24 protein-coding genes, 2 rRNA genes and 1 riboswitch (1 of these 27 only partly in view) are annotated in these 26,232 nt (G+C 70.0%); of the genes, 20 read left to right on the top strand and 6 right to left on the bottom strand.

Features of this window, described 5'->3' with window-relative positions; all coding sequences use genetic code 11:
• The 12 genes from BJ961_RS23715 to BJ961_RS23660 all read left to right on the top strand — a co-directional run.
• Window positions 1-1,966: ribosomal RNA gene (locus BJ961_RS23715) — 23S ribosomal RNA — on the top strand (it extends 1,155 nt beyond the left edge of the window).
• A gap of 84 nt (window positions 1,967-2,050) precedes the next feature.
• Window positions 2,051-2,167, top strand: a 5S ribosomal RNA gene (rrf, locus tag BJ961_RS23710).
• 109 nt (window positions 2,168-2,276) lie between these two features.
• Window positions 2,277-2,885, top strand: a complete 609-nt coding sequence (locus BJ961_RS23705) for a CDP-alcohol phosphatidyltransferase family protein (RefSeq protein WP_007388195.1) — start codon at window positions 2,277-2,279, stop codon at window positions 2,883-2,885.
• A 112-nt stretch (window positions 2,886-2,997) separates the two neighbouring features.
• Window positions 2,998-5,493 carry a mannose-1-phosphate guanyltransferase gene (locus tag BJ961_RS23700; RefSeq protein WP_271414824.1) on the top strand — a complete coding sequence of 832 codons (2,496 nt, stop codon included), beginning with the start codon at window positions 2,998-3,000 and terminating at the stop codon, window positions 5,491-5,493.
• Between the two features lie 167 nt (window positions 5,494-5,660).
• Window positions 5,661-6,497, top strand: a complete 837-nt coding sequence (locus BJ961_RS23695; RefSeq protein WP_271414823.1) for a DUF881 domain-containing protein — start codon at window positions 5,661-5,663, stop codon at window positions 6,495-6,497.
• Entirely contained in the window at window positions 6,494-6,826 is a 333-nt protein-coding gene (locus BJ961_RS23690; RefSeq protein ID WP_003977440.1) for a small basic family protein, read from the top strand. Before BJ961_RS23695 ends, BJ961_RS23690 begins: the two co-directional genes overlap by 4 nt.
• A 5-nt stretch (window positions 6,827-6,831) precedes the next feature.
• Window positions 6,832-7,680: a DUF881 domain-containing protein gene (locus BJ961_RS23685; protein WP_271414822.1), complete on the top strand. Its 849-nt coding sequence runs from the start codon at window positions 6,832-6,834 to the stop codon at window positions 7,678-7,680.
• A 148-nt stretch (window positions 7,681-7,828) separates the two neighbouring features.
• Window positions 7,829-8,689: an FHA domain-containing protein gene (locus BJ961_RS23680; protein WP_271417149.1), complete on the top strand. Its 861-nt coding sequence runs from the start codon at window positions 7,829-7,831 to the stop codon at window positions 8,687-8,689.
• 43 nt (window positions 8,690-8,732) lie between these two features.
• A complete protein-coding gene (gene ftsR, locus BJ961_RS23675) occupies window positions 8,733-9,470 on the top strand; it encodes a transcriptional regulator FtsR (protein WP_271414821.1) in 738 nt (245 codons plus the stop codon).
• A gap of 84 nt (window positions 9,471-9,554) precedes the next feature.
• On the top strand, window positions 9,555-10,028 hold the full coding sequence (locus tag BJ961_RS23670; RefSeq protein WP_030189411.1) for a bifunctional nuclease family protein: 474 nt from the start codon (window positions 9,555-9,557) through the stop codon (window positions 10,026-10,028).
• 193 nt (window positions 10,029-10,221) lie between these two features.
• Window positions 10,222-10,908, top strand: coding sequence for a MerR family transcriptional regulator (locus BJ961_RS23665; protein WP_271414820.1), 687 nt, complete (start codon window positions 10,222-10,224; stop codon window positions 10,906-10,908).
• Window positions 10,909-11,024: 116 nt separating this feature from the next.
• On the top strand, window positions 11,025-12,461 hold the full coding sequence (locus tag BJ961_RS23660) for a DNA polymerase IV (RefSeq protein ID WP_271414819.1): 1,437 nt from the start codon (window positions 11,025-11,027) through the stop codon (window positions 12,459-12,461).
• Here BJ961_RS23660 and BJ961_RS23655 read toward each other — a convergent pair.
• Window positions 12,377-12,754, bottom strand: a complete 378-nt coding sequence (locus BJ961_RS23655; RefSeq protein ID WP_271414818.1) for a PRC-barrel domain-containing protein — start codon at window positions 12,752-12,754, stop codon at window positions 12,377-12,379. The two genes, BJ961_RS23660 and BJ961_RS23655, sit on opposite strands and share 85 nt — an antisense overlap.
• A gap of 151 nt (window positions 12,755-12,905) precedes the next feature.
• Window positions 12,906-13,001: riboswitch (glycine riboswitch) on the top strand.
• A 178-nt stretch (window positions 13,002-13,179) separates the two neighbouring features.
• On the opposite strand from BJ961_RS23655, the gene gcvP reads away from it, so the two are divergent.
• Window positions 13,180-16,065 carry an aminomethyl-transferring glycine dehydrogenase gene (gcvP, locus tag BJ961_RS23650; protein WP_271414817.1) on the top strand — a complete coding sequence of 962 codons (2,886 nt, stop codon included), beginning with the start codon at window positions 13,180-13,182 and terminating at the stop codon, window positions 16,063-16,065.
• A gap of 83 nt (window positions 16,066-16,148) precedes the next feature.
• On the opposite strand, the gene BJ961_RS23645 is transcribed toward gcvP, so the two are convergent.
• Entirely contained in the window at window positions 16,149-16,568 is a 420-nt protein-coding gene (locus BJ961_RS23645) for a TOBE domain-containing protein (RefSeq protein WP_271414816.1), read from the bottom strand.
• A gap of 186 nt (window positions 16,569-16,754) precedes the next feature.
• A complete protein-coding gene (locus tag BJ961_RS23640) occupies window positions 16,755-17,150 on the bottom strand; it encodes a TOBE domain-containing protein (RefSeq protein WP_271414815.1) in 396 nt (131 codons plus the stop codon).
• A 100-nt stretch (window positions 17,151-17,250) separates the two neighbouring features.
• On the opposite strand from BJ961_RS23640, the gene BJ961_RS23635 reads away from it, so the two are divergent.
• Window positions 17,251-17,394 carry a hypothetical protein gene (locus BJ961_RS23635; protein ID WP_271414814.1) on the top strand — a complete coding sequence of 48 codons (144 nt, stop codon included), beginning with the start codon at window positions 17,251-17,253 and terminating at the stop codon, window positions 17,392-17,394.
• A 153-nt stretch (window positions 17,395-17,547) separates the two neighbouring features.
• On the opposite strand, the gene BJ961_RS23630 is transcribed toward BJ961_RS23635, so the two are convergent.
• Window positions 17,548-17,751, bottom strand: a complete 204-nt coding sequence (locus BJ961_RS23630) for a DUF5999 family protein (protein WP_217169765.1) — start codon at window positions 17,749-17,751, stop codon at window positions 17,548-17,550.
• A 285-nt stretch (window positions 17,752-18,036) separates the two neighbouring features.
• Complete coding sequence (locus BJ961_RS23625; RefSeq protein ID WP_271414813.1) at window positions 18,037-18,621, bottom strand: hypothetical protein; 585 nt, start codon at window positions 18,619-18,621, stop codon at window positions 18,037-18,039.
• Window positions 18,622-19,178: 557 nt separating this feature from the next.
• Between BJ961_RS23625 and BJ961_RS23620 the strand changes: the two genes are divergently transcribed.
• Window positions 19,179-20,672 carry a glutamate-cysteine ligase family protein gene (locus BJ961_RS23620; RefSeq protein ID WP_271414812.1) on the top strand — a complete coding sequence of 498 codons (1,494 nt, stop codon included), beginning with the start codon at window positions 19,179-19,181 and terminating at the stop codon, window positions 20,670-20,672.
• A gap of 79 nt (window positions 20,673-20,751) precedes the next feature.
• Entirely contained in the window at window positions 20,752-21,579 is an 828-nt protein-coding gene (locus tag BJ961_RS23615; protein WP_271414811.1) for a CPBP family intramembrane glutamic endopeptidase, read from the top strand.
• A gap of 28 nt (window positions 21,580-21,607) precedes the next feature.
• Here BJ961_RS23615 and BJ961_RS23610 read toward each other — a convergent pair whose 3' ends face one another.
• Window positions 21,608-22,417: a PhzF family phenazine biosynthesis protein gene (locus BJ961_RS23610; RefSeq protein ID WP_271414810.1), complete on the bottom strand. Its 810-nt coding sequence runs from the start codon at window positions 22,415-22,417 to the stop codon at window positions 21,608-21,610.
• 185 nt (window positions 22,418-22,602) lie between these two features.
• On the opposite strand from BJ961_RS23610, the gene BJ961_RS23605 reads away from it, so the two are divergent.
• The 4 genes from BJ961_RS23605 (at window position 22,603) to BJ961_RS23590 (ending at window position 26,180) form a co-directional block, all read left to right on the top strand.
• Window positions 22,603-23,256 (top strand): PadR family transcriptional regulator, encoded by a 654-nt coding sequence (locus BJ961_RS23605; RefSeq protein WP_271414809.1) that lies wholly within the window; start codon window positions 22,603-22,605, stop codon window positions 23,254-23,256.
• A gap of 151 nt (window positions 23,257-23,407) precedes the next feature.
• Complete coding sequence (locus BJ961_RS23600; protein WP_271414808.1) at window positions 23,408-23,947, top strand: Clp protease N-terminal domain-containing protein; 540 nt, start codon at window positions 23,408-23,410, stop codon at window positions 23,945-23,947.
• 78 nt (window positions 23,948-24,025) lie between these two features.
• Window positions 24,026-25,030 (top strand): EamA family transporter, encoded by a 1,005-nt coding sequence (locus tag BJ961_RS23595; RefSeq protein WP_271414807.1) that lies wholly within the window; start codon window positions 24,026-24,028, stop codon window positions 25,028-25,030.
• A 190-nt stretch (window positions 25,031-25,220) separates the two neighbouring features.
• A complete protein-coding gene (locus BJ961_RS23590; RefSeq protein WP_271414806.1) occupies window positions 25,221-26,180 on the top strand; it encodes a DMT family transporter in 960 nt (319 codons plus the stop codon).
• Window positions 26,181-26,232: the final 52 nt, after the last annotated feature.

The raw sequence follows: 26,232 nt of genomic DNA, 5'->3' as shown, positions 1-26,232 counted from the left end.
AGGAGGTTGGCTTAGAAGCAGCCACCCTTGAAAGAGTGCGTAATAGCTCACTGGTCTAGTGATTCCGCGCCGACAATGTAGCGGGGCTCAAGCGTACCGCCGAAGTCGTGTCATTGCAGCAATACGGCCAACGCCGGCTGTGATGGGTAGGGGAGCGTCGTGTGCCGGGTGAAGCAGCCGCGGAAGCGAGTTGTGGACGGTTCACGAGTGAGAATGCAGGCATGAGTAGCGATACAAACGTGAGAAACGTTTGCGCCGATTGACTAAGGGTTCCTGGGTCAAGCTGATCTGCCCAGGGTAAGTCGGGACCTAAGGCGAGGCCGACAGGCGTAGTCGATGGATAACCGGTTGATATTCCGGTACCCGCTGTGAAGCGTCAAACATCGAGCATCGTGATGCTAAGGCCGTGAAGCCGCCCTGATCTCTTCGGAGTTGAGGGGAGTGGTGGAGCCGCCGAACCAAGCGGTTAGTAGGTGAGTGATGGGGTGACGCAGGAAGGTAGTCCATCCCGGGCGGTGGTTGTCCCGGGGTAAGGGTGTAGGCCGTGCGATAGGTAAATCCGTCGTACATGTGGCTGAGACCTGATGCCGAGCCGATTGTGGTGAAGTGGATGATCCTATGCTGTCGAGAAAAGCCTCTAGCGAGTTTCATGGCGGCCCGTACCCTAAACCGACTCAGGTGGTCAGGTAGAGAATACCGAGGCGTTCGGGTGAACTATGGTTAAGGAACTCGGCAAAATGCCCCCGTAACTTCGGGAGAAGGGGGGCCACACCTGGTGACGAGTTTTACACTCTGAGCTGGGGGTGGCCGCAGAGACCAGCGAGAAGCGACTGTTTACTAAAAACACAGGTCCGTGCGAAGCCGTAAGGCGATGTATACGGACTGACGCCTGCCCGGTGCTGGAACGTTAAGGGGACCGGTTAGTCACATTTCGGTGTGGCGAAGCTGAGAACTTAAGCGCCAGTAAACGGCGGTGGTAACTATAACCATCCTAAGGTAGCGAAATTCCTTGTCGGGTAAGTTCCGACCTGCACGAATGGCGTAACGACTTCTCGACTGTCTCAACCATAGGCCCGGTGAAATTGCACTACGAGTAAAGATGCTCGTTTCGCGCAGCAGGACGGAAAGACCCCGGGACCTTTACTACAGTTTGATATTGGTGTTCGGTTCGGCTTGTGTAGGATAGCTGGGAGACTTTGAAGCTCGCACGCCAGTGTGGGTGGAGTCGTCGTTGAAATACCAGTCTGGTCGTGCTGGATGTCTAACCTGGGTCCGTGATCCGGATCAGGGACAGTGTCTGATGGGTAGTTTAACTGGGGCGGTTGCCTCCTAAAGAGTAACGGAGGCGCCCAAAGGTTCCCTCAGCCTGGTTGGCAATCAGGTGTTGAGTGTAAGTGCACAAGGGAGCTTGACTGTGAGACCGACGGGTCGAGCAGGGACGAAAGTCGGGACTAGTGATCCGGCGGTGGCTTGTGGAAGCGCCGTCGCTCAACGGATAAAAGGTACCCCGGGGATAACAGGCTGATCTTCCCCAAGAGTCCATATCGACGGGATGGTTTGGCACCTCGATGTCGGCTCGTCGCATCCTGGGGCTGGAGTCGGTCCCAAGGGTTGGGCTGTTCGCCCATTAAAGCGGTACGCGAGCTGGGTTTAGAACGTCGTGAGACAGTTCGGTCCCTATCCGCTGTGCGCGTAGGAGTCTTGAGAAGGGCTGTCCCTAGTACGAGAGGACCGGGACGGACGAACCTCTGGTGTGCCAGTTGTCCTGCCAAGGGCATGGCTGGTTGGCTACGTTCGGGAGGGATAACCGCTGAAAGCATCTAAGCGGGAAGCCTGCTTCGAGATGAGGACTCCCACCCCCTTGAGGGGTTAAGGCTCCCAGTAGACGACTGGGTTGATAGGCCGGATCTGGAAGCACCGTGAGGTGTGGAGGTGACCGGTACTAATAGGCCGAGGGCTTGTCCTCAGTTGCTCGCGTCCACTGTGTTGGTTCTGAAACCACGAACAACCCCACGTCCACAGCGTGGTGCGGTTGTATGTTTCATAGTGTTTCGGTGGTCATAGCGTAGGGGAAACGCCCGGTTACATTTCGAACCCGGAAGCTAAGCCTTACAGCGCCGATGGTACTGCAGGGGGGACCCTGTGGGAGAGTAGGACGCCGCCGAACTCCTTTTAGAGCTCCGGCTCTTGGGCACACAGCCCAAGAGCCGGAGCTTTTTTGCGTTGAGGTAAGGTCAGTGAGCATCATTGGCTCGTTTACCCCAGGAGGCCCCCGCGTGGAGGTCCAGGAGACCCGCGTGCAGACCGACCGGGTCCTCACCATCCCGAACATCCTCAGCATGGCACGCCTCGCCGGCGTTCCCCTCTTCCTGTGGCTGATCCTCAGGCCCGAGTTCGGTGGCCCGCAGAGCGACGGCTGGGCGCTGTTGGTGCTGGCCCTGAGCGGTGTGAGCGACTACCTGGACGGAAAGCTCGCGCGGCGCTGGAACCAGATCAGCAGCCTCGGCCGGCTCCTGGACCCCGCGGCCGACCGCCTTTACATTCTCTCGACGCTGGTCGGCCTCACCTGGCGCGAGATTCTCCCGCTCTGGTTGACCCTTGTACTGCTTGCCCGGGAAGCGATGCTCCTGGTGATGGTGGGCATCCTCCGGCGTCACGGCTATCCGCCGCCGCAGGTGAACTTCCTCGGCAAGGCCGCCACGTTCAACCTCATGTATGCCTTCCCCCTGCTTCTGCTCAGTGACGGAAGCGGATGGATCGCGTCACTCGCCGCTGTTTTCGGATGGGCGTTCGCCGGATGGGGTACAACCCTGTACTGGTGGGCAGGTGTCCTGTACGTGGTGCAGGTCCGCCGCCTGGTTCGTGCGGACGTCGCAGCCGATTGAACTCGCAGATTGTGCGGCCCCGGTGGCCGGATGGCCCGCGCTGGAAAAGTGCGGGACCCTGGACGGGTGAAGTCGGCTAAACCGTCGTCTCTCAGAGGAGGACGCTTCCGACATGAAGGCCGTCGTGATGGCTGGAGGCGAAGGCACACGCCTTCGTCCCATGACCTCGAGCATGCCCAAGCCGCTCCTGCCGGTGGCCAACCGGCCGATCATGGAGCATGTGCTTCGGTTGCTCAAAAGGCATGGGCTCAACGAGACCGTTGTGACCGTCCAGTTCCTGGCCTCACTGGTCAAGAACTACTTCGGTGACGGCGAAGAGCTCGGGATGGAGCTCACCTATGCCAACGAGGAGAAGCCACTCGGTACCGCCGGAAGCGTCAAGAACGCCGAAGAGGCGTTGAAGGACGATGCCTTCCTCGTCATTTCCGGCGATGCCCTGACCGACTTCGACCTCACCGACCTGATCAATTTTCACAAGGAAAAGGGTTCGCTCGTCACCGTCTGTCTGACGCGCGTGCCCAATCCCCTGGAATTCGGCATCACGATCGTCGACGAAGAGGGCAAGGTCGAGCGCTTCCTGGAGAAGCCGACCTGGGGCCAGGTCTTCTCCGACACCGTGAACACCGGAATCTATGTCATGGAGCCCGAGGTCTTCGACTACGTCGACCCCGACGTGCCCGTGGACTGGTCCGGTGACGTCTTCCCGCAGCTGATGAAGGAAGGCAAGCCCGTCTACGGCTACGTCGCCGAGGGCTACTGGGAGGACGTCGGCACCCACGAGAGCTATGTGAAGGCCCAGGCCGACGTCCTGGAGCGCAAGGTCGACGTCGACATCGACGGATTCGAGATCTCTCCCGGGGTCTGGGTGGCCGAGGGCGCCGAGGTCCATCCCGACGCCGTACTCCGTGGGCCGCTGTACATCGGCGACTACGCCAAGGTCGAGGCCGGCGCCGAGATCCGGGAGCACACGGTCATCGGCTCCAACGTCGTCGTCAAGACCGGCGCCTTCCTGCACAAGGCCGTCGTCGCCGACAACGTGTACGTCGGACCCCACAGCAATCTGCGCGGGTGCGTCGTCGGCAAGAACACCGACATCATGCGTGCCGCGCGGATCGAGGACGGCGCGGTCATCGGTGACGAGTGCCTCGTCGGTGAAGAATCGATCGTCCAGGGGAACGTGCGGGTCTACCCCTTCAAGACCATCGAGGCCGGTGCCTTCGTCAACACGTCGGTCATCTGGGAGTCCCGGGGGCAGGCACACCTGTTCGGCGCCCGCGGGGTGTCCGGCATCCTGAACGTGGAGATCACCCCCGAACTGGCCGTCAGGCTGGCCGGCGCCTACGCGACGACCCTCAAGAAGGGTTCCACCGTCACCACGGCCCGCGACCACTCCCGTGGTGCCCGTGCGCTGAAGCGGGCGGTGATCTCCGCGCTGCAGGCCAGCGCCATCGACGTACGCGATCTGGAGAACGTACCGCTGCCCGTGGCGCGGCAGCAGACCGCGCGGGGGAGCGCCGGCGGGATCATGATCCGGACCACTCTCGGTGTGCCGGACTCCGTCGACATCATGTTCTTCGACGGACAGGGCGCCGACCTGTCGCAGGGAAGCCAGCGGAAGCTCGACCGGGTGTTCGCGCGGCAGGAGTACCGGCGGGCGTTCCCCGGCGAGATCGGCGACCTGCACTTCCCGTCCAGCGTGTTCGACTCGTACACCGGCTCCCTGCTGCGCAACGTCGACATCACCGGGATCGCCGAGTCCGGGCTCAAGGTGGTGGTGGACGCCTCCAACGGCAGCGCGGGCCTGGTACTGCCCAGTCTGCTGGGCAAGCTGGGCGTCGACTCGCTCACCATCAACCCCGGTCTCGACGAGTCCCGGCCGACCGAGTCGGCCGACATCCGGCGCTCGGGACTGGTGCGCCTCGGGGAGATCGTGGCGTCCTCGCGGGCCGCGTTCGGTGTGCGGTTCGACCCGGTCGGCGAGCGGCTGTCGCTCGTCGACGAGAAGGGCCGCATCATCGAGGACGACCGTGCGCTGCTGGTGATGCTCGACCTGATCGCCGCCGAGCGGCGCAGCGGCCGGGTGGCGCTTCCGGTGACGACCACCAGGATCGCCGAGCAGGTCGCGGCCTACCACGGCACCCAGGTCGAGTGGACGACCACCTCCCCGGACGACCTGACGCGGGTCGGCGGCGAGGAAGGGGCGATCTTCGGCGGTGACGGCAAGGGCGGCTTCATCGTCCCCGAGTTCAGCAGTGTCTACGACGGTACGGCGGCCTTCGTGCGGCTGATCGGACTCGTCGCGCGCACGCAGCTCACGCTGAGCCAGATCGACGCGAGGATCCCCCGTGCGCACGTCCTGAAGCGCGATCTGGCCACCCCCTGGGCCGTCAAGGGCCTGGTGATGCGGCGGGTCGTCGAGGCGGCCGGGGACCGTTTCGTGGACACCACGGACGGAGTACGCGTGGTGGAGACCGACGGACGCTGGGTCATGGTGCTGCCCGACCCGGCCGAGGCGGTCACCCACCTGTGGGCGGAGGGCCCCGACGACGCCTCCGCGCAGGCGCTGCTCGACGAATGGTCCGCGGTGGTGGACAGCGCGGGCCGGTGAGACGGACCGCACGCGTGCGTGCCGGACAAGTGTCCCCAAGGGGGCCTGTCCGGCACGCCGGTGGGGCCGTTCGGAGGTAGCGGCGGCGGCGTGCGACGATGTGCGGCATGCCGCAGCCACCCCCCGTTCGGAGCACATCGACGCGGCCCGCGCGCCCGGACGCGTCCATGTCATTGCTGACCAATGTCATGGACCACAGCCTCGACGACGGATACGCCGAGGCCGCCGAGCGGAAGAAGGCCGACGGGGGCGGCGGCATGCCGAAGACCCTTCGGGCCAAGCTCGGGCTGGCGGCGGGCCTCGTGCTGGCGGCCCTGGTCGTGACGGTCGGTGCCGCGCAGGCGCGGGTCGCCGCTCCCGTCGTGGCCAAGGAACGCGAGGAACTCGTCGACCGCATAGAGAGCGAGACCTCGGCGGCCGACAAGCTCGAGAAGAGCGTCGACGAGCTGCGCGCCGACGTGAACGCGCGCAGGAGCGAGGCACTGGAGAAGAGCGGCGACGGAGACCGGCCCGACCTGGTCGGCATCCTGTCGGGCGCGGTCGCGGTGCACGGCCCGGGTGTGAAACTCGTGGTGAACGACGCCAAGGACGCGGGCACGGACGGTGACGGCCGGCCGCGCGGCACCTCCGGCTTCTCCGACACGGGCCGGGTGCGGGACCGGGACATGCAGCGCGTGGTCAACGGGCTGTGGGAGTCGGGCGCCGAGGCCGTCTCCATCAACGGACAGCGCCTGACGGCACTGTCCGCGATCAGGGCCGCCGGTGACGCGATACTGGTCGACAACAGGCCGCTGGTGCCGCCGTACACGGTGCTCGCGGTGGGGGACGGCAAGCGGCTGAGCGCCGGGTTCCAGGACAGCGCGGACGGGCTCTACCTCCATGCCCTGCAGGAGAACTACGGCATCCGCACCGCCATCTCCGTCGCGGACGACCTCAAGCTGCCGGCCGCACCGAGTGTGATCGTACGAACAGCACAGCCGATAACCGAGAAGGGCACATCGTGATCGCCGTACTGGGCCTCGTCGTGGGAGTCGTGGCCGGATTGCTGGTCCGGCCCGAGGTGCCGGCGGCCGTGGAGCCGTATCTGCCGATCGCCGTCGTCGCGGCGTTGGACGCCGTCTTCGGCGGGCTGCGGGCCATGCTCGACGGCATCTTCGACGACAAGGTCTTCGTGGTGTCGTTCCTGTCGAACGTGGTCGTGGCCGCGCTGATCGTGTTCCTGGGCGACAAGCTGGGCGTCGGCGCCCAGCTGTCCACCGGTGTCGTGGTCGTCCTCGGCATCCGCATCTTCTCCAACGCCGCGGCGATCCGACGCCACGTCTTCAGGGCGTGAGGCCGATGAGCGACCACGACGAGCGGCCCGCGAACAGGCTGCGCAAGGAGCTGCCCGAGGAGATGCCGCCGTCCGGGGCGTCCGCCGCGGACGGCGACGCCCAGCGGGACGACCGGTCGGCGCGCGGCGGACCGACGGGCAGGCAGCGGCTGCTCAAGGGGCTGTGGCCGCCGCGCCTGACCCGCGCCCAACTGATCGTCGCCCTTCTCCTGTTCGGGCTGGGCTTCGGCCTCGCGGTCCAGGTGGCGTCCAACAGCGACAGCGACAGCGCGCTGCGTGGCGCACGGCAGGAGGATCTGGTGCGCATCCTCGATGAACTGGACGACCGTACTCAGCGTCTTGAAGACGAGAAGCAGGGCCTCGAGAAGCAGCGCGACGAGCTCGAGAACAGCTCCGACCAGGCGGAGGAGGCCCGCAAGCAGACGCTGGAGAAGGAACGGCAACTGGGCATTCTCGCGGGCACGGTGGCCGCGCGGGGGCCCGGCATCACGGTGACGATCGAGGACACGAAGGGGACGGTCGAGGCGGACATGCTGCTCGACGCGATTCAGGAGCTGCGTGCGGCGGGTGCCGAGGCGATCCAGGTGAACGACGTCCGGGTCGTCGCCGGCACGTACCTCGCGGACTCCGACAAGTCCGTGAGCGTCGACGGGAACAAGATCAACGCGCCCTATCGTTTCCAGGTCATCGGCAAGCCGCAGGACCTGGAACCGGCTCTCAACATTCCTGGAGGCGTGGTGCAGACTCTGGAGAAGGAACAGGCCACCGTTACTGTTGAGAGGTCGAGCAAGATCGTTGTGGACGCCTTGCGAGCGGCGAAGCGGCCTGACTACGCTCGGTCGTCCTCCGAGTGAACCGGCCGTGCATGGGGGTTGTCCGGCGAGGGCATGAGGTTGCGGGGGGTCGGCGCACCGATTGGGTGGTGCGTGGTGGAAACTGTCTGGTGGAGGCGGACGTTGTGAAGGTGTCCGGGTCGGCCAGTGCGTTCAGTAAGGGTTCGTCCTGCCCCACGGGCGGGTCTGTTTCGGTCAAGGGGAATCGCCCGTGAAGTTGTTTGCGAAGTTGTTCGGCAAGAGCGCGCGAGAGGGCGGCGACAACGCGACCGCCCGCCATCGCGCACAGCCCGAAGCGGAGGGCCGACGCCCGATGTTCCGGGACCAGGTGGGTGGTCCGGGTGGTGACGTTTCCGGTGGTCAGGGCGTGCCGTCTGTTGACCCTGCGCAGTCCGGCGGCATAGGTTTCGGCCAGCCCTCGGGCTCGGGCGGCGGATACAACGCCGGCCCGTACGCGTCGAACGCCCCGGCGGGGCAGCCGGAGGATCCGTCCATGTCGGCCCTGGTCTGTACGAGGTGCGGCAACCGCAACGCGGAGAACAGCCGCTTCTGCTCCAACTGCGGCGCTCCGCTGCGTGCCGGGGCGGTTCCGGAGCGAGCGTCCGAGACGACCTCCACGATCTCCATCTCGGGTCTCGAGGCCTACGACGCCGAGGTCACCGGCCAGACGGCGATCCCGGCGCTCTCTCCCGAGGCGCAGGCTGCCGTCGACGCGCTGCCGCTGGGCTCCGCGCTCCTGGTCGTGCGGCGTGGTCCGAACTCGGGCAGCCGCTTCCTGCTGGACGGCGAGCTGACCACGGCCGGGCGCCATCCGCAGAGCGACATCTTCCTGGACGACGTGACGGTCTCGCGTCGGCACGTGGAGTTCCGCCGCAGTACGGACGGTTCGTTCACGGTCGCCGACGTCGGCAGCCTGAACGGCACCTACGTCAACCGGGAGCGCATCGACCAGGTCGCCCTGTCGAACGGTGACGAGGTGCAGATCGGCAAGTACCGGCTGGTGTTCTACGCGAGCCAGCGGGGTTACTGACCGCCCCCGGGCCTCCCGCCCCGGGAAACTTCAGGGAAGGTCCATGCTGCAAACACCGAGCGGCGGCGCCGGGCAAGGCGCCGCCGCCACGGACAGTGGGCTGATGAGCATCGGAGCAGTGCTGAACGCGCTGCGTGACGAGTTCCCCGACATCACCATCTCCAAGATCCGCTTCCTCGAGTCGGAGGGCCTCGTCGAGCCGCGGCGCACTCCGGCCGGGTACCGCAAGTTCAGCGCACACGACGTCGACCGCCTCGGCGAGGTGCTGCGCATGCAGCGGGACCACTACCTGCCGCTCAAGGTGATCCGCGAACACCTGGACGCGGTGGAGCGCGGCGAGGCCGTGACCCTGCCGAGGGTCGGCCGGCAGCGGGACGGGGAGGCCGTGTCCGAGGCCCCCGAGAGCCCGACGGTGGCCCGGATCGGGCGGGAGGAACTGCTCACCACGGCCGGCATAGGCGACCAGGAGCTGGCGGAGTGGGAGTCGTACGGGCTCGTCGCCCCGCTGCCCGACGGGGCGTACGACGCCGAGGCGGTCACGGTGGCGTCCCTGGTGGTGCAGCTGGGCCGGTTCGGAATCGAGCCGCGGCACCTGCGGGTGATGAAGGCCGCCGCCGACCGGGAGGCCGGGCTGGTCGACCAGGTGGTGGCCCCGCTGAAGCGGCACCGCAACCCCCAGACCAGGGCGCACGCGGAAGCACGCACCAAGGAGCTGGCGGGACTGGCGGTGAAGCTGCACGCGGCTCTGGTGCAGACCGCCCTCGGCGTGCGGCTGCCCTGAAACGAACGTGTTCGAACACCCGGATCGACCACCCGATCCCGGCCCGACTACCCAAACGTCCCGAGCACGGCCTAGGGTTGCTGTGTGAACGAGCTCGATGTCGTAGGTGTCCGGGTCGAGATGCCCTCCAACCAGCCGATCGTGCTGCTGCGCGAGGTGGGCGGCGACCGTTACCTTCCCATCTGGATCGGACCGGGGGAGGCGACGGCGATCGCCTTCGCCCAGCAGGGCATGGCGCCCGCGCGGCCGCTGACCCACGACCTGTTCAAGGACGTGCTGGAAGCCGTCGGCCAGGAGCTCACGGAAGTGCGCATCACCGACCTGCGGGACGGTGTCTTCTACGCGGAGCTGGTCTTCGCGAGCGGAGTCGAGGTCAGTGCCAGGCCGTCCGACGCCATAGCACTGGCACTGCGCACCGGTACGCCGATCTACGGCAGCGACACGGTCCTCGACGACGCCGGCATCGCCATCCCGGACGAGCAGGAGGACGAGGTGGAGAAGTTCCGCGAGTTCCTCGACCAGATCTCGCCGGAGGACTTCGGAACCAGCAACCAGTGAGACGCGCGGGCCGAGGGCGCTCGGGCCGCCGTACGGCCCTGGTCCGGGCACATTCGGCTAGCTGTTCCCCGATGCAGGGCACGGTAAACCACTCGTAGGGTGATTATCACTCGGCGTGCCGAGTGTGGCGATCGTTGACGCACCCTTGGTGACTGCCTACCTTCGAGGAGGCAGGTCAAGGACGGAGGTCGGCGTGAGAATCAGCGGCGACGGTACGGCTGGGGGTGGCCCCGGGCACAGCTTCGGGCCAGGCGGTCCGTACCCTCCCCCGGGCTCCCGGCTTCGCGCGGGCGGGGGCCACGCCCAGCACGGTGGCGCGGCCGAACCCGGTCCGCAGCGACCGGCAGCCGTGCCGACCAGCGGAGGGGCGACGACCATGGCGTCCGAGCAGATCGGCTATCGCGGGCCGACGGCCTGCGCGGCCGCCGGGATCACCTACCGGCAGCTCGACTACTGGGCCCGCACGGGCCTGGTCGAGCCCAGCGTGCGGCCCGCGCACGGATCCGGAACGCAGCGGTTGTACGGCTTCCGCGACGTGGTCGTGCTGAAGATCGTCAAGCGCTTCCTCGACACCGGGGTGTCACTGCAGAACATCCGCACCACCGTCCAGCATCTGCGGGAGCGCGGCTTCCGCGACCTGGAGCGGATGACGCTGATGAGCGACGGCGCCACCGTGTACGAGTGCACGTCGCCCGACGAGGTGCACTCCCTGCTCCAGGGCGGCCAGGGCGTCTTCGGGATCGCCGTCGGCGTGGTGTGGCGGGACGTGGAGAGCGCGCTGTCCCAGCTGCACGGGGAGCGCGTCGACACGGGGGAGACCCTGGTCGGGCACAACCCGGCCGACGAGCTGGCCCGGCGGCGGAACAACAGGGCGGTCTGAACCCCCGGTCGCTCCGCCGCGGAGACCGGCCCGGCACCGTCCCGCCGCGCAGGCGTGGCCCCGCCGGTGTGACCGGTGCGACGGCATTGTCAGTGGCGTAGGGCAGCATCGGAGATGTGAGAACCGCGCCCACGATCCTGCATCTCGACATGGACGCCTTCTTCGCCTCGGTGGAGCAGGCGTCCAAACCGAGCCTGCGCGGGAAGGCCGTCGTCGTGGGCGGCCTCGGACCACGCGGCGTGGTCGCCACCTGTTCGTACGAGGCCCGGGTGTTCGGCGTGCACTCCGCGATGCCCATGGGCCAGGCACGCCGGCTCGCGCCCCACGCCGCGTACCTCGTCCCGCGCTTCCAGCTCTACCGGTCCATCAGCGAGCAGGTGATGCGGCTGCTGCGGGAGCTGTCGCCGCTGGTGGAGCCGCTGAGCCTGGACGAGGCCTTCGTGGACCTGGAGGCCGGCGGGACGGCCTGGGACGCGGAGTCGGCGCGGCTGGCCGGAGCGAAGCTGCGCACGGACATCCGCACGGCCACCGCCCTCACCGGATCCGTGGGGCTGGCCGCCTCCAAGATGCTCGCCAAGATCGCCTCCGAGGAGGCGAAGCCCGACGGACTGGTCCTCGTGCCACCGGGGACGGAGCGGACCCTGCTGGAGCCGATGACCGTGCGGACGCTGCCCGGGGTGGGACCGGCCACGGGAGACCATCTGCGGCGGGCGGGGATCACCACGGTCGGCGACATCGCCGAGGCGGGCGAGGACGAGCTGGTGCGACTGCTGGGCAAGGCGCACGGCCACGCCCTGTACGCCATGGCGCTGGCGCGTGACCAGCGGCCGGTGGTGGCCGAGCGGGAGACCAAGTCGGTGTCGGTCGAGGACACCTACGACGTGGACATCCACGACCGGGTGCGGGTCGGCGTCGAGGTGGGGCGGCTCGCGGACCGGTGCGTGCGGCGGCTGCGCGGATCCGGTCTGTCGGGCCGGACCATCGTGCTCAAGGTGCGCCGGTACGACTTCTCCACCCTGACGCGCTCCGAGACGCTGCGCGGGCCCACCGACGACCCGACGGTGGTGCGGGAGGCGGCCGCCCGGCTGCTGGACTCGGTGGACACCACGGGCGGTGTGCGGCTGCTCGGGGTGGGGGTCAGCGGGCTCGCCGACTACACGCAGGAGGACCTGTTCGCGCAGGCGGCCGGGGACCGGGCCGAGGAGCCGGTCGAGGAGCCGGTGACGACCGAGCCCGTCGAGGAGCGCGGCCCTTCGCCCGCCGAGCGCCGCTGGCCCGCGGGGCACGACGTACGGCACGCGGAGCTGGGGCACGGGTGGGTGCAGGGCAGCGGCCTCGGGCGGGTCACCGTGCGCTTCGAGACGCCGTACTCCGAGGTCGGCAGGGTGCGGACGTTCACGGTGGACGACCCGGAGCTGACCCCGGCGGAGCCGCTGCCGCTGGTCGCCGACGCCGCGGACGCGCCGGGTCAGGCGTCGTCGTTGCCCTTGCCCGCCAGCTTGCCGAAATCGCGGTCGGGAGGCGGGGGAGGGGCCGCCACGTCCAGGCCGTAGTGGTGGTAGAGCTGGAGTTCCTGTTCCGGCGAGAGGTGGCGGCCGACCCCGAAGTCGGGCGCCTCCTTGATCAGGGTCCGGTCGAAGGGCACACGCAGGCTGCCCTCGACCAGCTCGCTGGGCTCCAGCGGGACGAACGCGTCCCTGCTGAAGAGGCCGGTCCGTATGGCCGCCCACTCGGGGACGCCGGTGGCATCGTCGAGGTAGACCTCGTCCACGGTGCCGATCCTGGTGCCGTCGCGGTCGAACGCCTTGCGGCCGATCAGGTTCCGCGGATCGATGTCAGTACGCACGGGGCCCTCCACTTGATCGCACCACTGGGCCGCACTGGGGGTCGCACACCAGCCGCCTCATCATCCCTAAGTACTACAAAAGAGCACATAGGGTCGGTCGGCCACTCGAGGTCCGTGCGGTGACCTCGCTGGTAGGCTGGCAAGCGGCTGCTGACCCCGTGCGGGAGAGTCCTCCGGACACCATCGGAGGCGCCGAAGGAGCAAATCCTCCCCGGAATCTCTCAGGCTCACGTACCGCACGGACGAGGTCACTCTGGAAAGCAGGGCGGGTGTCGACGGCTTCCGCTCTCACCGACGGTGAAAGCCGGGACAGCCCTCGGGCTCGACCGGTGAAGCTCTCAGGTTGAGATGACAGAGGGGGAGGCCGTCCGGGTACCCGCGCCGTGGTGCCCCTCGAAGGTCGTCAGACCAGGAGGCCTCCGCACATGACCGCCCACCGCACTCCGCTCTCCGAACTCGAACAGGCCATGCCTTTCGAGCAGCGGCACATCGGCCCCGACCACGAGGCCCGGGCCAAGATGCTCGCGCAGGTCGGTTACGGTTCGCTCGACGAACTGACGGCCGCCGCCGTGCCGGATGTGATCAAGAACGCCGACCGGCTCGACCTGCCGGGCGCGCGCTCCGAGGCCGAGGTGCTGGCCGAGCTGCGCTCCCTGGCCGACCGCAACCAGGTCCTCGACTCCATGATCGGCCTCGGCTACTACGGCACCTTCACCCCGCCGGTGATCCTGCGCAACGTCATGGAGAACCCGTCCTGGTACACGGCGTACACGCCCTACCAGCCGGAGATCTCCCAGGGCCGTCTCGAAGCCCTGCTGAACTTCCAGACGATGGTCGCCGAGCTGACCGGCCTGCCCACATCCGGCGCCTCGCTGCTCGACGAGGGCACCGCCGCCGCCGAGGCGATGGCCCTGTCCCGGCGCATGGGCAAGAACAAGAAGGGCCTGTTCCTGGTCGACGCGGACGCCCTGCCGCAGACCGTCGCCGTGATACGGACCCGGGCCGAGCCGACCGGCGTCGAGGTCGTCGTCGCCGACCTGAGCGAGGGCATCCCCGCCGACGTCGCCGAGCGCGAGATCAACGGCGTCCTGATCCAGTACCCGGGCGCCTCCGGTGCCGTCCGCGACATCAAGCCGGTGATCGACCGGGCGCACGAGCTCGGCGCGCTCGTCACCGTCGCCGCCGACCTGCTCGCCCTCACCCTGCTCACCTCGCCCGGCGAACTGGGCGCGGACATCGCGGTGGGCACCACCCAGCGCTTCGGCGTGCCGATGGGCTTCGGCGGGCCGCACGCCGGCTACATGGCCGTGCACGAGAAGTTCGCCCGCAGCCTGCCCGGCCGCCTGGTCGGCGTCTCCGTGGACGCCGACGGCAACAAGGCCTACCGCCTGGCCCTGCAGACCCGCGAGCAGCACATCCGCCGCGAGAAGGCCACCAGCAACATCTGCACCGCGCAGGTGCTGCTCGCCGTCATGGCCGGCATGTACGCCGTCTACCACGGCCCCGAGGGCCTGCGGGCCATCGCGCGACGCACCCACCGGTACGCGTCGATCACCGCCGCCGGCCTCGCCGCGGGCGGCGTCGAGATCGTGCACGGCTCCTACTTCGACACCGTCACCGCGCGGGTGCCCGGCGGTGCCGACGCGATCGTCCACGCCGCCCGCGAGAACGGGATCAACCTGCGGCTCGTCGACGCCGACCACGTGTCGTTCGCCTGCGACGAGACCACCACGCGTGCCCAGGTCGGCGGCGTGTGGCTCGCCTTCGGAGTGGAGGGCGACGTCGAGTCGCTCGACGCGGAGACCGCGGAGACGCTCCCGGAGGCGCTGCTGCGCACCGACGACTTCCTGACCCACCCCGTCTTCCACCAGCACCGCTCCGAGACCGCGATGCTGCGCTACCTGCGTCGCCTCGCCGACCGGGACTACGCGCTGGACCGCGGCATGATCCCGCTGGGCTCCTGCACCATGAAGCTCAACGCGACCACCGAGATGGAGCCGGTCACCTGGCCCGAGTTCGGCGCCCTGCACCCCTTCGCGCCCGCCGCGCAGGCCCAGGGCTACCTGACCCTCATCCGTGAGCTGGAGGAGCGGCTCGCGGAGGTCACCGGGTACGACAAGGTCTCGCTCCAGCCCAACGCCGGTTCGCAGGGCGAGTTCGCCGGCCTGCTCGCCGTACGCGGCTACCACCGGGCCAACGGCGACGAACAGCGCACCGTCTGCCTCATCCCGTCCTCGGCGCACGGCACCAACGCCGCCAGCGCCGTGATGGCCGGCATGAAGGTCGTCGTCGTCAAGACCGCCGAGGACGGCGAGATCGACGTCGAGGACCTGCGCGCCAAGATCGAGAAGCACCGCGACGAGCTGGCCGTGCTGATGATCACCTACCCCTCCACGCACGGCGTGTTCGAGGAGCACGTCGCCGACATCTGCGCGCAGGTGCACGACGCGGGCGGCCAGGTCTACGTCGACGGCGCCAACCTCAACGCCCTGGTCGGCCTCGCCAAGCCCGGCCACTTCGGCGGCGACGTCTCCCACCTGAACCTGCACAAGACGTTCTGCATCCCGCACGGCGGCGGCGGTCCCGGCGTCGGCCCGGTGGCCGTACGGTCGCACCTGGCGCCGTACCTGCCCAACCACCCGCTGCAGCCCGCGGCCGGTCCGCAGACGGGCGTCGGCCCGATCTCGGCGGCGCCGTGGGGCTCGGCCGGCATCCTGCCGATCTCCTGGTCGTACGTCCGGCTGATGGGCGGCGAGGGCCTCAAGCGGGCCACCCAGGTGGCCGTGCTGTCCGCCAACTACATCGCCAAGCGACTGGAGCCGCACTTCCCGGTGCTCTACAACGGCCCCGGCGGGCTGGTCGCGCACGAGTGCATCATCGACCTGCGCCCGCTGACCAAGGCCACCGGCGTGAGCGTCGACGACGTCGCCAAGCGGCTGATCGACTACGGCTTCCACGCGCCGACGATGTCGTTCCCGGTGGCCGGCACGCTGATGATCGAGCCGACCGAGTCCGAGGACCTGGCCGAGCTGGACCGGTTCTGCGAGGCCATGATCGCCATCCGCGCGGAGATCGAGAAGGTCGGCTCCGGCGCCTGGCCCGCCGACGACAACCCGCTGCGCGGTGCCCCGCACACCGCGGGCGCGCTCGGCGGTGAGTGGGACCACGTGTACACGCGGGAGGAGGCCGTCTTCCCGGCCGGTGTGTCCGTCGCCGACAAGTACTGGCCGCCGGTGCGCCGCATCGACCAGGCCTACGGCGACCGGAACCTGGTCTGCTCCTGCCCGCCGCTGGACGCGTACGAGGACTGAGTCCCGCCGCGGAAGCGGGAGAGGCTCCGTCCAGGCCCCTGCGGCGCTGGGCGGAGCCTCTCGGCGTGTCGGCGTCTTCCGCCTCACCCGGTGGCGAGCGACACCTCCGTCGACTTGATCAGCGCGACGACGGGTACGCCGACGGCCAGGCCCAGGTCGTCGGCCGCCTGCCGGGTGATGGCGGCGGTCAGTTCGGCGCCCTCGACGGCGACCGCGACCGAGGCCATCGCGACGCCGGTGGTGAGGGCGGTGACCGTGCCCGGCAGCCGGTTGCGGATGGAGAGGCCGTCGACGTGCCCGGTGGCCAGGGCGACCTCCGTTGCCTTCACCAGGGCCCGCACGGCGGTGCCGGGGGCGAGCGCGAGGTCCTCGGCGGAGTCCCGGGTGATCGCCGCGGTCAGGTCCTGGCCGCCGGAGAGACGGACCCCGACCGTCGCCATGGCCTCGCCCGGGGTGACGGCGGTGACGGTGCCGGGGAGCTGGTTGCGGATGGACAGGCTCATGGGGGCACCGTAGCCCGGTGGAGGCGTTGCGCCGGGTATGCGCGTTTCTGCGTCGTCTTGTCCGTTTCCTGCATCCGTGCATCCGTGCATCCGTGTATCCGGACGGAGGCCCGGTCCGGCCGCGGCGCCGGAGGAGGGGACGGCGGCCCCGTGGTGCCACAGGTCGCGGGCGCCGGAGCCGAGCGGTCACGTCCGGTCGATATGGACATTCGTCGACTTCACCCGGGCGGTGGCCTCCATGCCGACCTCCAGGCCGAGTTCCTCCACCGCCTCCCTGGTCAGCAGGGAGACCAGCCGGTGCGGGCCGGCCTGGATCTCGACCTGGGCCGCGACGTCGCCGAGCTTGATCGCGGTCACGATGCCGGGGAACGCGTTGCGCACCGAGGTGTACGGGGTCTCCTCGTCGGCACCGTCGGAGCGGGCGAGTCGGACCGAGAACGCGGCCAGATCGCTGCCGTCGACGACGCGACGCCCGCCCTCGTCGCGACGGGTGGTGATCCGGCCCGCGTCGGCCCAGCGGCGCGCGGTGTCCGGACTGACGCCGAGCAGCCGCGCCGCCTGGCCGATCGTGTAGGACTGCATGCCGGTCACGATAGGCCGCGCGAGAGGAACGGCGGACGCGGGGTTGGCCGTTGGGTATAACGCGATATAGCGTTAGTGCGCGGCAGTGGTGGGGTCGCTGGTGGCGAGCTACGCCGAGGTGAAGACGCCGCGGGCGGTCGACGCCGGGGTGCCCGTGGAGCTGCGGGTGCTGATCGCGGGCGAGATCAGCTGGGGGCACGTCGTGGTGCGCTCGCCGCGTCGGAGGCTCGGGCGGAGGGCGTAGCACCGGGGACATCACCCCGTCGGTCCTGAGGGCCACGAGGAGTCACCGGCCCCGGACACGCGTGGGGGCCGGTGCGCAGCCGTGGCTGCGGGCCGGCCCCGTGAGGCGCCGGACGGAGTGGCACGCAGTGGCGGCACACCGTCCGGTCGGTGGTCAGGCGGCGGTGATCAGACCCGCGCCGACCGGGCGGTGCGGGGCGATGACCCGGCCGTCCGGCAGTAGCTCACCGGTGTCCTCGAAGAGGACGACGCCGTTGCACAGCAGGCTCCACCCCTGCTCCGGGTGGTGCGCCACGAGGCGGGCGGACTCCCGGTCGGCGGAGACTGCTGAGGGGCACGGTGGCTGGTGCTGACACATGAGTGGGGTCTCTCGGTCCGTGATGATGGGTGAGTGCGCTGTCTTGTCTGTCCCGCGGCGTGAAGCTTCGTTCATGGCCGCCCCCCGTTGTGTAAGTCGGTCCGAACCCAGTGTTGCCCCACGGGCGTCGATCCGCAGGTATTTCGCAGCACCGCTTCTCACAGGTTGATGACGCATCACCCGCGCGGACGGTTCAGCCCAACTGCACTGTCACTTCGGATGGTTCGGCATGGCCGAATGGGGCTAGTCCGCGCGGGTGGGTGAGGGGCGGGTGCGCGGGGCAGGTCAGGCGGGCGAACCCAGGAGCCGCGTCGGTGTCATCCGGTGCGTGAGGACCGGCAGCAGTTCGGAGACCCGGTGCGGCCGGTGGGCCGCGATACCGGGAGGCGCCGGCGCCAGCGGCACCAGCAGGTCGGTGGCCGCGGGGTGCCCGGCCGTGGCGTCCGCGGCGCAGTCGCCGTGCAGCCACAGCGTCAGCATGTACAGCTCGGGAACCGACAGCAGGCGCGGCTGGTACGCCTGCGCCATCGACTCGGCCTGCCGCAGCGCCCGCTCGGTCGAGGCGACGTAGGGGCCCTCGAAGAAGTGCGAGAACGCCCAGCCGTCCGGTGTCAGCATGGTCTCCGCCGCCGCCACCGCATGGTCGCCGCACCGGATGTGGAACCGCCATCCGGCCAGTCGCGTCTCCGTCACGCCCTCCGCCGTGACCCGGTCCAGGACGTGCACCGGAAGGGGAAGTTCGGGTGTGGCGGGTCCCTGAGCGGCAAGAAGGGCGGGAGTACGGGCCTCACGAACCGCGGTGGGCGAGGAGAGGGCAGTGAGGACGGAGCGCAGGGCGGGCGCGGGGGCCGGGCAGACACGCAGGGGCATGGTGGGTCGCCTCTCATTCGAAGGCACGGTGGCGCGAGGGCGGAGCGGGCGGACGACGCTGTCGGCTCACAGAGCTGGGAAGGCAGGGGCCGGGTGCTGGATCCGAGAAGTGGGAGGGGCCTGCCGCGCGTCAGCTCGACGGCAGGATCCTTCGACCGCGGGCGCCGGTCCTCTGCCCTGTCCGCGGAGTTTATACGACATGTGTTCAGACTGTGTTTCGGCTAGCCGATTCCGGTAACGAGTACAAGGTTGAATTCAGCCGTCGATATGTGGGAATCATCCGGACTTCGGACCGGGTGTGCGGCGATGACCTCGGGGAATGTGCACCGAGCGGTCGGCCAATTGTCGTCGGCGTTTTTCACGAGTTACCGGCCCGGGAAACTGCGCGCGCGCCATGCCCGGTGAATGTGCCACCGGTCACACCGGCACAGCGTAGCGGGTGCCGGACCGCCGAGGGGACGTTATCGATCGCTTCGGCTGGGCATCATCCCACCTGACCGGCCACCGGCCACCGGCGGCGGGATCTTCCACTCACCGCTCCGAGAAGGGACTCTTCCATGGGGGAGAAGGTCGTGGCAGGTCAGTTCGACCTGTCCGATCGCCAGCGCTACCGCGAGAAGCTCCAGCGGTGCCTGACGGGCCTGGAGCGACTTCTGGCGGAGAAGCGGTTCGACCGTCCGAAGAACCTCATGGGGCTGGAGATCGAATTGAATCTCGTCGGTGCCGACGGGATGCCGAAAATGTTGAATGCGCAAGTCCTCGAGCGCATCGCGAGCCGCGACTTCCAAACAGAACTCGCCATGTTCAACCTGGAGGTCAACATCGCCCCCCACCGCTTGGGCGGCAGGGTATTCGACCGGCTCGCCGAGGAGATCCGTACATCGCTGGCATATGCGGACCGCAAGGCCGGAGAGGTGGACGCGGGAATCGCGATGATCGGCATTCTGCCGACGCTGGACCGCGACGACCTGGTCTCCTCCAATCTCTCCGCGGTCGACCGCTACGCGCTGCTCAACGAACAGATCGTGGCGGCCCGCGGAGAGGACTTCACCTTCGACATCGAGGGCGTCGAGCGCCTGACCTGCACGTCCAAGTCCATCGCCCCCGAGGCCGCCTGCACCTCCGTGCAGTTGCACCTCCAGGTCACCCCGGACCGCTTCGCCGACGTGTGGAACGCGGCCCAGGCGATCACCGCCGCGCAGATCGCCCTCGGCGCCAACGCGCCCTTCCTCTTCGGCCGCGAGCTGTGGCGAGAGTCGCGGCCACCCCTGTTCCAGCAGTCCACCGACACCCGCCCGCCCGAGTTGCAGGCGCAGGGCGTCCGCCCGCGCACCTGGTTCGGGGAGCGGTGGGTGACCTCGGCGTACGACCTCTTCGAGGAGAACCGGCGCTACTTCCCGGCGCTGCTGCCGATCTGCGACGAAGAGGACCCGCTGGACGTCCTGGACGCGGGCGGCGTGCCCTCGCTCTCCGAACTCGTCCTGCACAACGGCACCATCTACCGCTGGAACCGCCCCGTCTACGACATCGCCGACGGCGTCCCGCACCTGCGGGTGGAGAACCGGGTGCTGCCCGCCGGCCCGACCGTCACCGACGTCATCGCCAACGCGGCCTTCTACTACGGGGTCGTACGCTCGCTGGCCGACGAACCCCGGCCGGTGTGGACCCGGTTGCCGTTCGAGGCCGCCGCCGCCAACTTCGAGGCCGCGTGCCGCCACGGCATCGACGCCCGCTTCGAGTGGCCCCGGCGCGGCCGGCTGGGCGGCACCACCGAGGTCGACGCCGCCGTTCTGGTACGCGACGAGCTGCTGCCGCTCGCCGCCGCCGGTCTGGACGCGTGGGGCGTGGAGCCCGCGGACCGGGACCTGTACCTCGGCGTGATCGAGGAGCGCTGCCGACGCCGGGTCAACGGTGCTTCCTGGCAGGCGGCCACCTTCCACCGCGGCCTGGACGCGGGCCTGTCCCGGGAGGCCGCTCTCGCCGCCACGACACGCCGCTACGTCGAGCTGATGGGCGGGGGTGAACCCGTGCACCTGTGGCCGGTCGGCTGACCGCCACAGGCCGCCCCCGCCACGCGCCGCCCCATACTGATCGGGCAAGCTGTGACGTCCCAGCTGGAGGCAGGTGTGCATGGCGGAGGCGGGCCCGGTGGACGATGCGTTCCCTCAGAAGCGACTCGGCGAGGAGCCCCTGACCGAGGAGCGGCTCTCGCGGCGGATCCCGCGTGACGAGACGCTGCTCGTCCTGGCGCTCTCGCTCGGCGCGAGCGGCGTGTCCGCCCTCATCAGCTTCATCGGCTCGGTCACCCGGCCCGGCGGGCTCAAGGACCAGGCGGCCACCCTCAACGCCTCGGCGGCGCCCGGCCGTCCCTGGCTCGACCTGGCCTGGCAGCTCTTCGGCATCACCACGGCGCTCGTCCCGGTCGCCCTCGTCGCGCACTTCCTGCTGCGCGAGGGGCGCAGTCTGCGCGCGCTCGGCTTCGACCGCACCCGTCCGTGGCCGGACCTGGGCCGCGGGGCCGCCGTCGCCGCCGTCATCGGCAGCACCGGCATCGCCTTCTACCTGGCCGCCCGCGGCCTGGGCTTCAACCTCACGGTGGTGCCCGAGGCCCTGCCCGAGGTGTGGTGGAAGTATCCCGTCCTCGTCCTCTCGGCGGTGCAGAACTCCGTCCTGGAGGAGGTCGTCGTCGTCGGCTACCTGCTGCGCCGGCTCGACCAGCTCGGCTGGGGAGCGGGCGCGTCGCTGGCGGCCAGTTCGGTACTGCGCGGGTCGTACCACCTCTACCAGGGGATCGGCGGGTTCGTCGGCAACATGGTGATGGGCGTGGTGTTCGTCTACCTGTACCGCCGCTGGGGGCGCGTGGGCCCGCTGGTGGTGGCGCACTCGCTCCTCGACATCGGGGCCTTTGTCGGCTACGGGCTGCTCGCCGGGAAGGTGGACTGGCTGCCGACGGCGTGATCGTGCGCGCCCCCGCGCCCCCGCGGGGTCAGGCCAGCAGTTCGCCGTCGATCACCGTCACCGCGTGCCCGCTCAGCAGCGTGCGGTCGCCGCGCAGTTCCGTACGCACCCGGCCGGAACGGGCCGACGCCTGGAGCCCGGTGAGGTCCGGGCGGCCGAGGCGCTCGGACCAGAAGGGCGCCAGAGCCGTGTGCGCGCTGCCGGTGACCGGGTCCTCGTCGATGCCCACGTTGGGGAAGAAGCAGCGGGAGACGTAGTCGTAGCCGCGGGCCGGGTCCTTTGCGCGGGCGGTGGCGATGACGCCGCGCTCGGAGTGGGCGGCCAGCGCCTTGAGGTCCGGGGCCAGGCCGCGGACCGTCTGCTCGTCGGCTACCTCGACGAGCAGGTCCCCGATGTTCGGTCCGGTGTCCAGGACGGTACGGGGCCCGGCGCCCAGGGCTTCGGCGATGCCCGCCGGGGCGTCGACCGGGGTGAGCGGCGCCGTTGGGAAGTCCAGGGTGATCGAGCCGTCCCCGCGGGGTGTCGCGGTCAGGACGCCGCTGCGGGTGGCGAACCGCACCGGTCCCTCGTGCGCGCCGGTGGTGTGCAGGACGTGGGCCGTGGCGAGTGTCGCGTGGCCGCACAGCGCGACCTCGGTGGCCGGCGTGAACCAGCGCAGCGCCCAGTCGGCCTCACCGCCCGTGGGCAGTCGGTGGGCGAACGCGGTCTCGGCGTGATTGACCTCCAGGGCGACCCGCTGGAGGCGGTCGTCGTCCGGGAAGGCGTCGAGGAGCAGGACCCCGGCGGGGTTGCCGGTGAAGGGCCGGTCGGTGAAGGCGTCGACGATTCGAATGCGCATGTCCCGAAGCTAGCCGCCGCTCGAAGCCGCAGACCAAGGCCAATTCCGGAGTCCTGGACCCGTTTCGGCGGGGCGGCCGCGGGTCCCCGGTGGTCGGTCGGGTTCGGCGGGGGCTTGTCAGGCGATGTGTTCCGATATATCGTTGAGGCATCGCGACAGATCAACGACTGAATGGAGTGATGGCGATGCGTACCCACGGATACGAGCGTGGACACGGTGGACACGGCCCCGGCCGCGGAGAGGGCGGGCCCTTCGGGCGCGGCGGCTTCGACGGCCGGCGTGCGGCCTTCGGCCCCTTCGGGCCCGGTGGTCCGGGCGGTGGCCCCGGCGGCCCCTTCGGACCGGGCTTCGGTCACGGCGGCCCCTGGGGCGGCCGAGGGCGCGGCGGCCCTCGGGGCAGGGCGCGGCGGGGCGACGTACGGGCGTCGATCCTGGCCCTGCTGAAGGACCGTCCGATGCACGGCTACGAGATGATCCAGGAGATCGCCGAGCGCAGCGGCGGGGCGTGGAAGCCCAGTCCCGGCTCGGTGTACCCCACCCTCCAGTTGCTGGAGGACGAGGACCTGATCGCCAGTGAGAGCGGGGGCGGGAAGAAGCTCTTCGCGCTCACCGAGGCGGGCCGCACCGCGGCCGAGGAAGGTCCCGAGGCGCCCTGGGAGGAGGCCTCGCGGGGTGTCGACTGGGAGGCCCTGAACGACATCCGGCAGGCCGGCGCCGGGCTCATGGAGGCCTTCGGCCAGGTCTGGAAGACCGGCAGCAAGGAACAGCGGGAGAAGGCGCTCGCCGTCATCGGCGACGCCCGCAAGAAGCTGTACCTGATCCTCGCCGACGAGGTCTGACGCCGGTCGCGCTCCAGGTGGTTTCGGCCCGAACGGCTTGATCTCATCCGTAAGGAGGAGATTCCGGCCGGTCGGGTCCACTCTGTGTGGGACGGCGAAATGCTTCCCTTCGGGGATGACCCGGGCCCCGGGGGCTGATGTGCTGGGAGACGTGCAACCCCGTATCCCCCGGCAGTCGGCCGGCGAGCAAGGCGGCCGGTGCCCGGACGGCGTCGACCTGGACGGCCGGTTCAGCGTGGAACTGGCCTCCGCGGTCTCCGGCGCCCGTCGCCGGGCCGTGCGGGACGGCGACCCCCACATCGACACGGCCCACCTGCTGCACTCGCTCCTGGAGACCGACGCCGAGGTCCGCGCGCTCCTCGGGGACGGGCCCCGGATCGCCCGGCTGCTCGGCTACCTCGTACAACGCAGCATCGGCTACGGCCTGCGCTGGCAGAGCGCCGTCGAGGACTCCGGCGCCGTACCCGTCGTGACCGGGGCCGCCGGTTTCTCCCCGCTGGCCGCGGCGGCCATGAAGGACGCCTGCGCGCGGGCCGACCGGCGTGGAGCGGCCCGGGCGGGCGGCGTCGACCTGCTCGCCGCCCTGGTCGTGGACCCGCAGGCGCGCGCCGTCGAGGTGCTGGCCCGCGTCGCCGTCCAGCCGCACACCGTGCTCGCCCGCGTGGACAGCCACGTCGAGCCGACGCCCTGAGCGCGGGCGCCGGTCGCGCGTCCAGTCGGTGAGACAGGTGTCAACGGGGGTGACGGTCATGTCGACCCCTGTCATCATGTGCCGGTGCATACGTCTGACAGCGCTCGCGTCCGCCGCGGCAAGGGCACCGGACTCGGTCTGGCACTCGCCTCCGCGGTCGCCTTCGGAGGCTCCGGAGTCGCGGCCAAGCCACTGATCGAGGCCGGGCTCGACCCCCTCCACGTCGTCTGGCTGCGCGTGGCGGGCGCGGCCCTGGTGATGCTGCCGCTCGCCGTGCGCCACCGCGCGCTGCCGCGCCGCAGGCCCGCGCTGGTCGCCGGGTACGGACTGCTCGCCGTGGCCGGTGTGCAGGCCTGCTACTTCGCCGCCATCTCCCGCATCCCCGTGGGCGTCGCGCTGCTCGTCGAGTACCTGGCCCCCGCCCTGGTCCTCGGCTGGGTGCGGTTCGTGCAGCGGCGGCCGGTCACGCGTGCCGCCGCGCTCGGAGTGGTCCTGGCGGTCGGCGGGCTCGCCTGTGTGGTCGAGGTCTGGTCGGGGCTGGGCTTCGACGCCCTCGGACTGCTCCTCGCGCTCGGCGCCGCCTGCTGCCAGGTCGGTTACTTCGTCCTGTCCGACCAGGGCAGCGACGCGGGCGAGGAGACGCCCGACCCGCTCGGCGTCATCGCCTACGGGCTGCTCGTCGGGGCGGCCGTGCTCACCGTCGTCGCCCGGCCCTGGTCCATGGACTGGTCCGTCCTCGCCGGCAGCGCACCCATGGACGGCACCCCCGTGGCCGCGTACCTGCTGCTGGCCTGGATCGTGCTCATCGCCACCGTGCTCGCCTACGTCACCGGCATCGTCGCCGTGCGCCGCCTGTCGCCGCAGGTCGCCGGGGTCGTGGCCTGCCTCGAAGCCGTCATCGCGACCGTGCTGGCCTGGGTGCTGCTGGGCGAGCACCTCTCCGCCCCGCAGATCGTGGGCGGCGTCGTGGTACTGGCCGGCGCGTTCATCGCCCAGTCGTCGACCCCCGCGAAGGGCTCCGCGGAACCCGTGGCCGGCGGAGGGCCCGAAAGGGAGTTGTCGAGCCGGGGAACGGCGACCTAAAGTGCCGATCATGCACTCCGACGCACTCGTCCTCCCGCCTCCGGCCGCCTGAGGCGGGCCCCTGCGACCGGCCCGGCACGTAGTCGCCGGGCGGGACGGTGCTGCCCGCAGACGAGAGTCCCCGCGCCCCGGTCGTCTCCGGGGCCGCTCAGAACTTCCCGCGCCTCGTGCGCGTCTGCGGAGAGAACTCGTGTCGAACGCCGTCTCCGGCCTGCCCGTCGGGCGTGGCCTCCTCTATCTGATCGTCGCCGGTGTCGCCTGGGGCACCGCCGGTGCCGCCGCCTCGCTGGTCTACCGCGCCAGCGACATGGGCCCCGTCGCCCTGTCGTTCTGGCGCTGCGCGGTGGGGCTCGTTTTGCTGCTCGCCGCCCGTCCGCTGCGACCGCGGGTGCGCCCGGCGGTCCGGGAACCCTTCGCCCGCAAGGCGCTGCGGGCCGTCGTCACCGGTCTCGGGCTGGCGGTGTTCCAGACCGCCTACTTCGCCGCCGTCCAGTCCACCGGGCTCGCCGTGGCCACCGTGGTCACCCTCGGCGCGGGGCCCGTGCTGATCGCTCTCGGCGCACGTCTGGCCCTCGGTGAGCACCTCGGGTGGGGCGGCGCCGCGGCCGTCGTCGGCGCGCTCGCCGGGCTCGCGGTACTCGTCCTCGGCGGCGGGAGCGCGACCGTCCACCTGCCGGGCGTCCTGCTCGCGCTGCTGTCCGCCGTCGGGTACTCGGCGATGACGCTGCTCACCCGCTGGTGGGGGAGGGGCGGCGGGGCGGACGCCGCCAGTACGTCCGTGGGGGCGTTCGCCGTCACGAGCCTGTGCCTGCTGCCGCTCGCCCTGGCCGAGGGCCTGGTGCCGCACACCGCCGAGCCGGTCCGGCTGCTGTGGCTCCTCGCGTACGTCGCCGCCGTCCCGACCGCCCTCGCCTACGGGCTCTACTTCGCCGGCGCGGCCGTCGTGCGGTCCGCGACCGTCTCCGTGATCATGCTCCTCGAGCCGGTCAGCGCGGCCGCGCTCGCCGTCCTGCTGCTCGGCGAGCACCTCACGGCGGCGACGCTGGCCGGGACGCTGCTGATGCTCGGCTCGGTCGCGGGGCTCGCGGTGGCGGAGACACGGGCGGCGCGGGCGACGAGGGAGCCGCGGGCGCGACCGACGCCGGCGTGACGGCGGAGGCTCCCCGGAGCGGTCCCCGAAGCCCTCGCCGCACGGACCCGCG

The sequence above is a fragment of the Streptomyces lienomycini genome (genome assembly GCF_027947595.1).
In the GTDB taxonomy this organism is placed as follows: domain Bacteria; phylum Actinomycetota; class Actinomycetes; order Streptomycetales; family Streptomycetaceae; genus Streptomyces; species Streptomyces lienomycini.
Note: the sequence above shows the minus strand (reverse complement) of the source record. Positions and strands in the feature narration are given on the sequence as shown.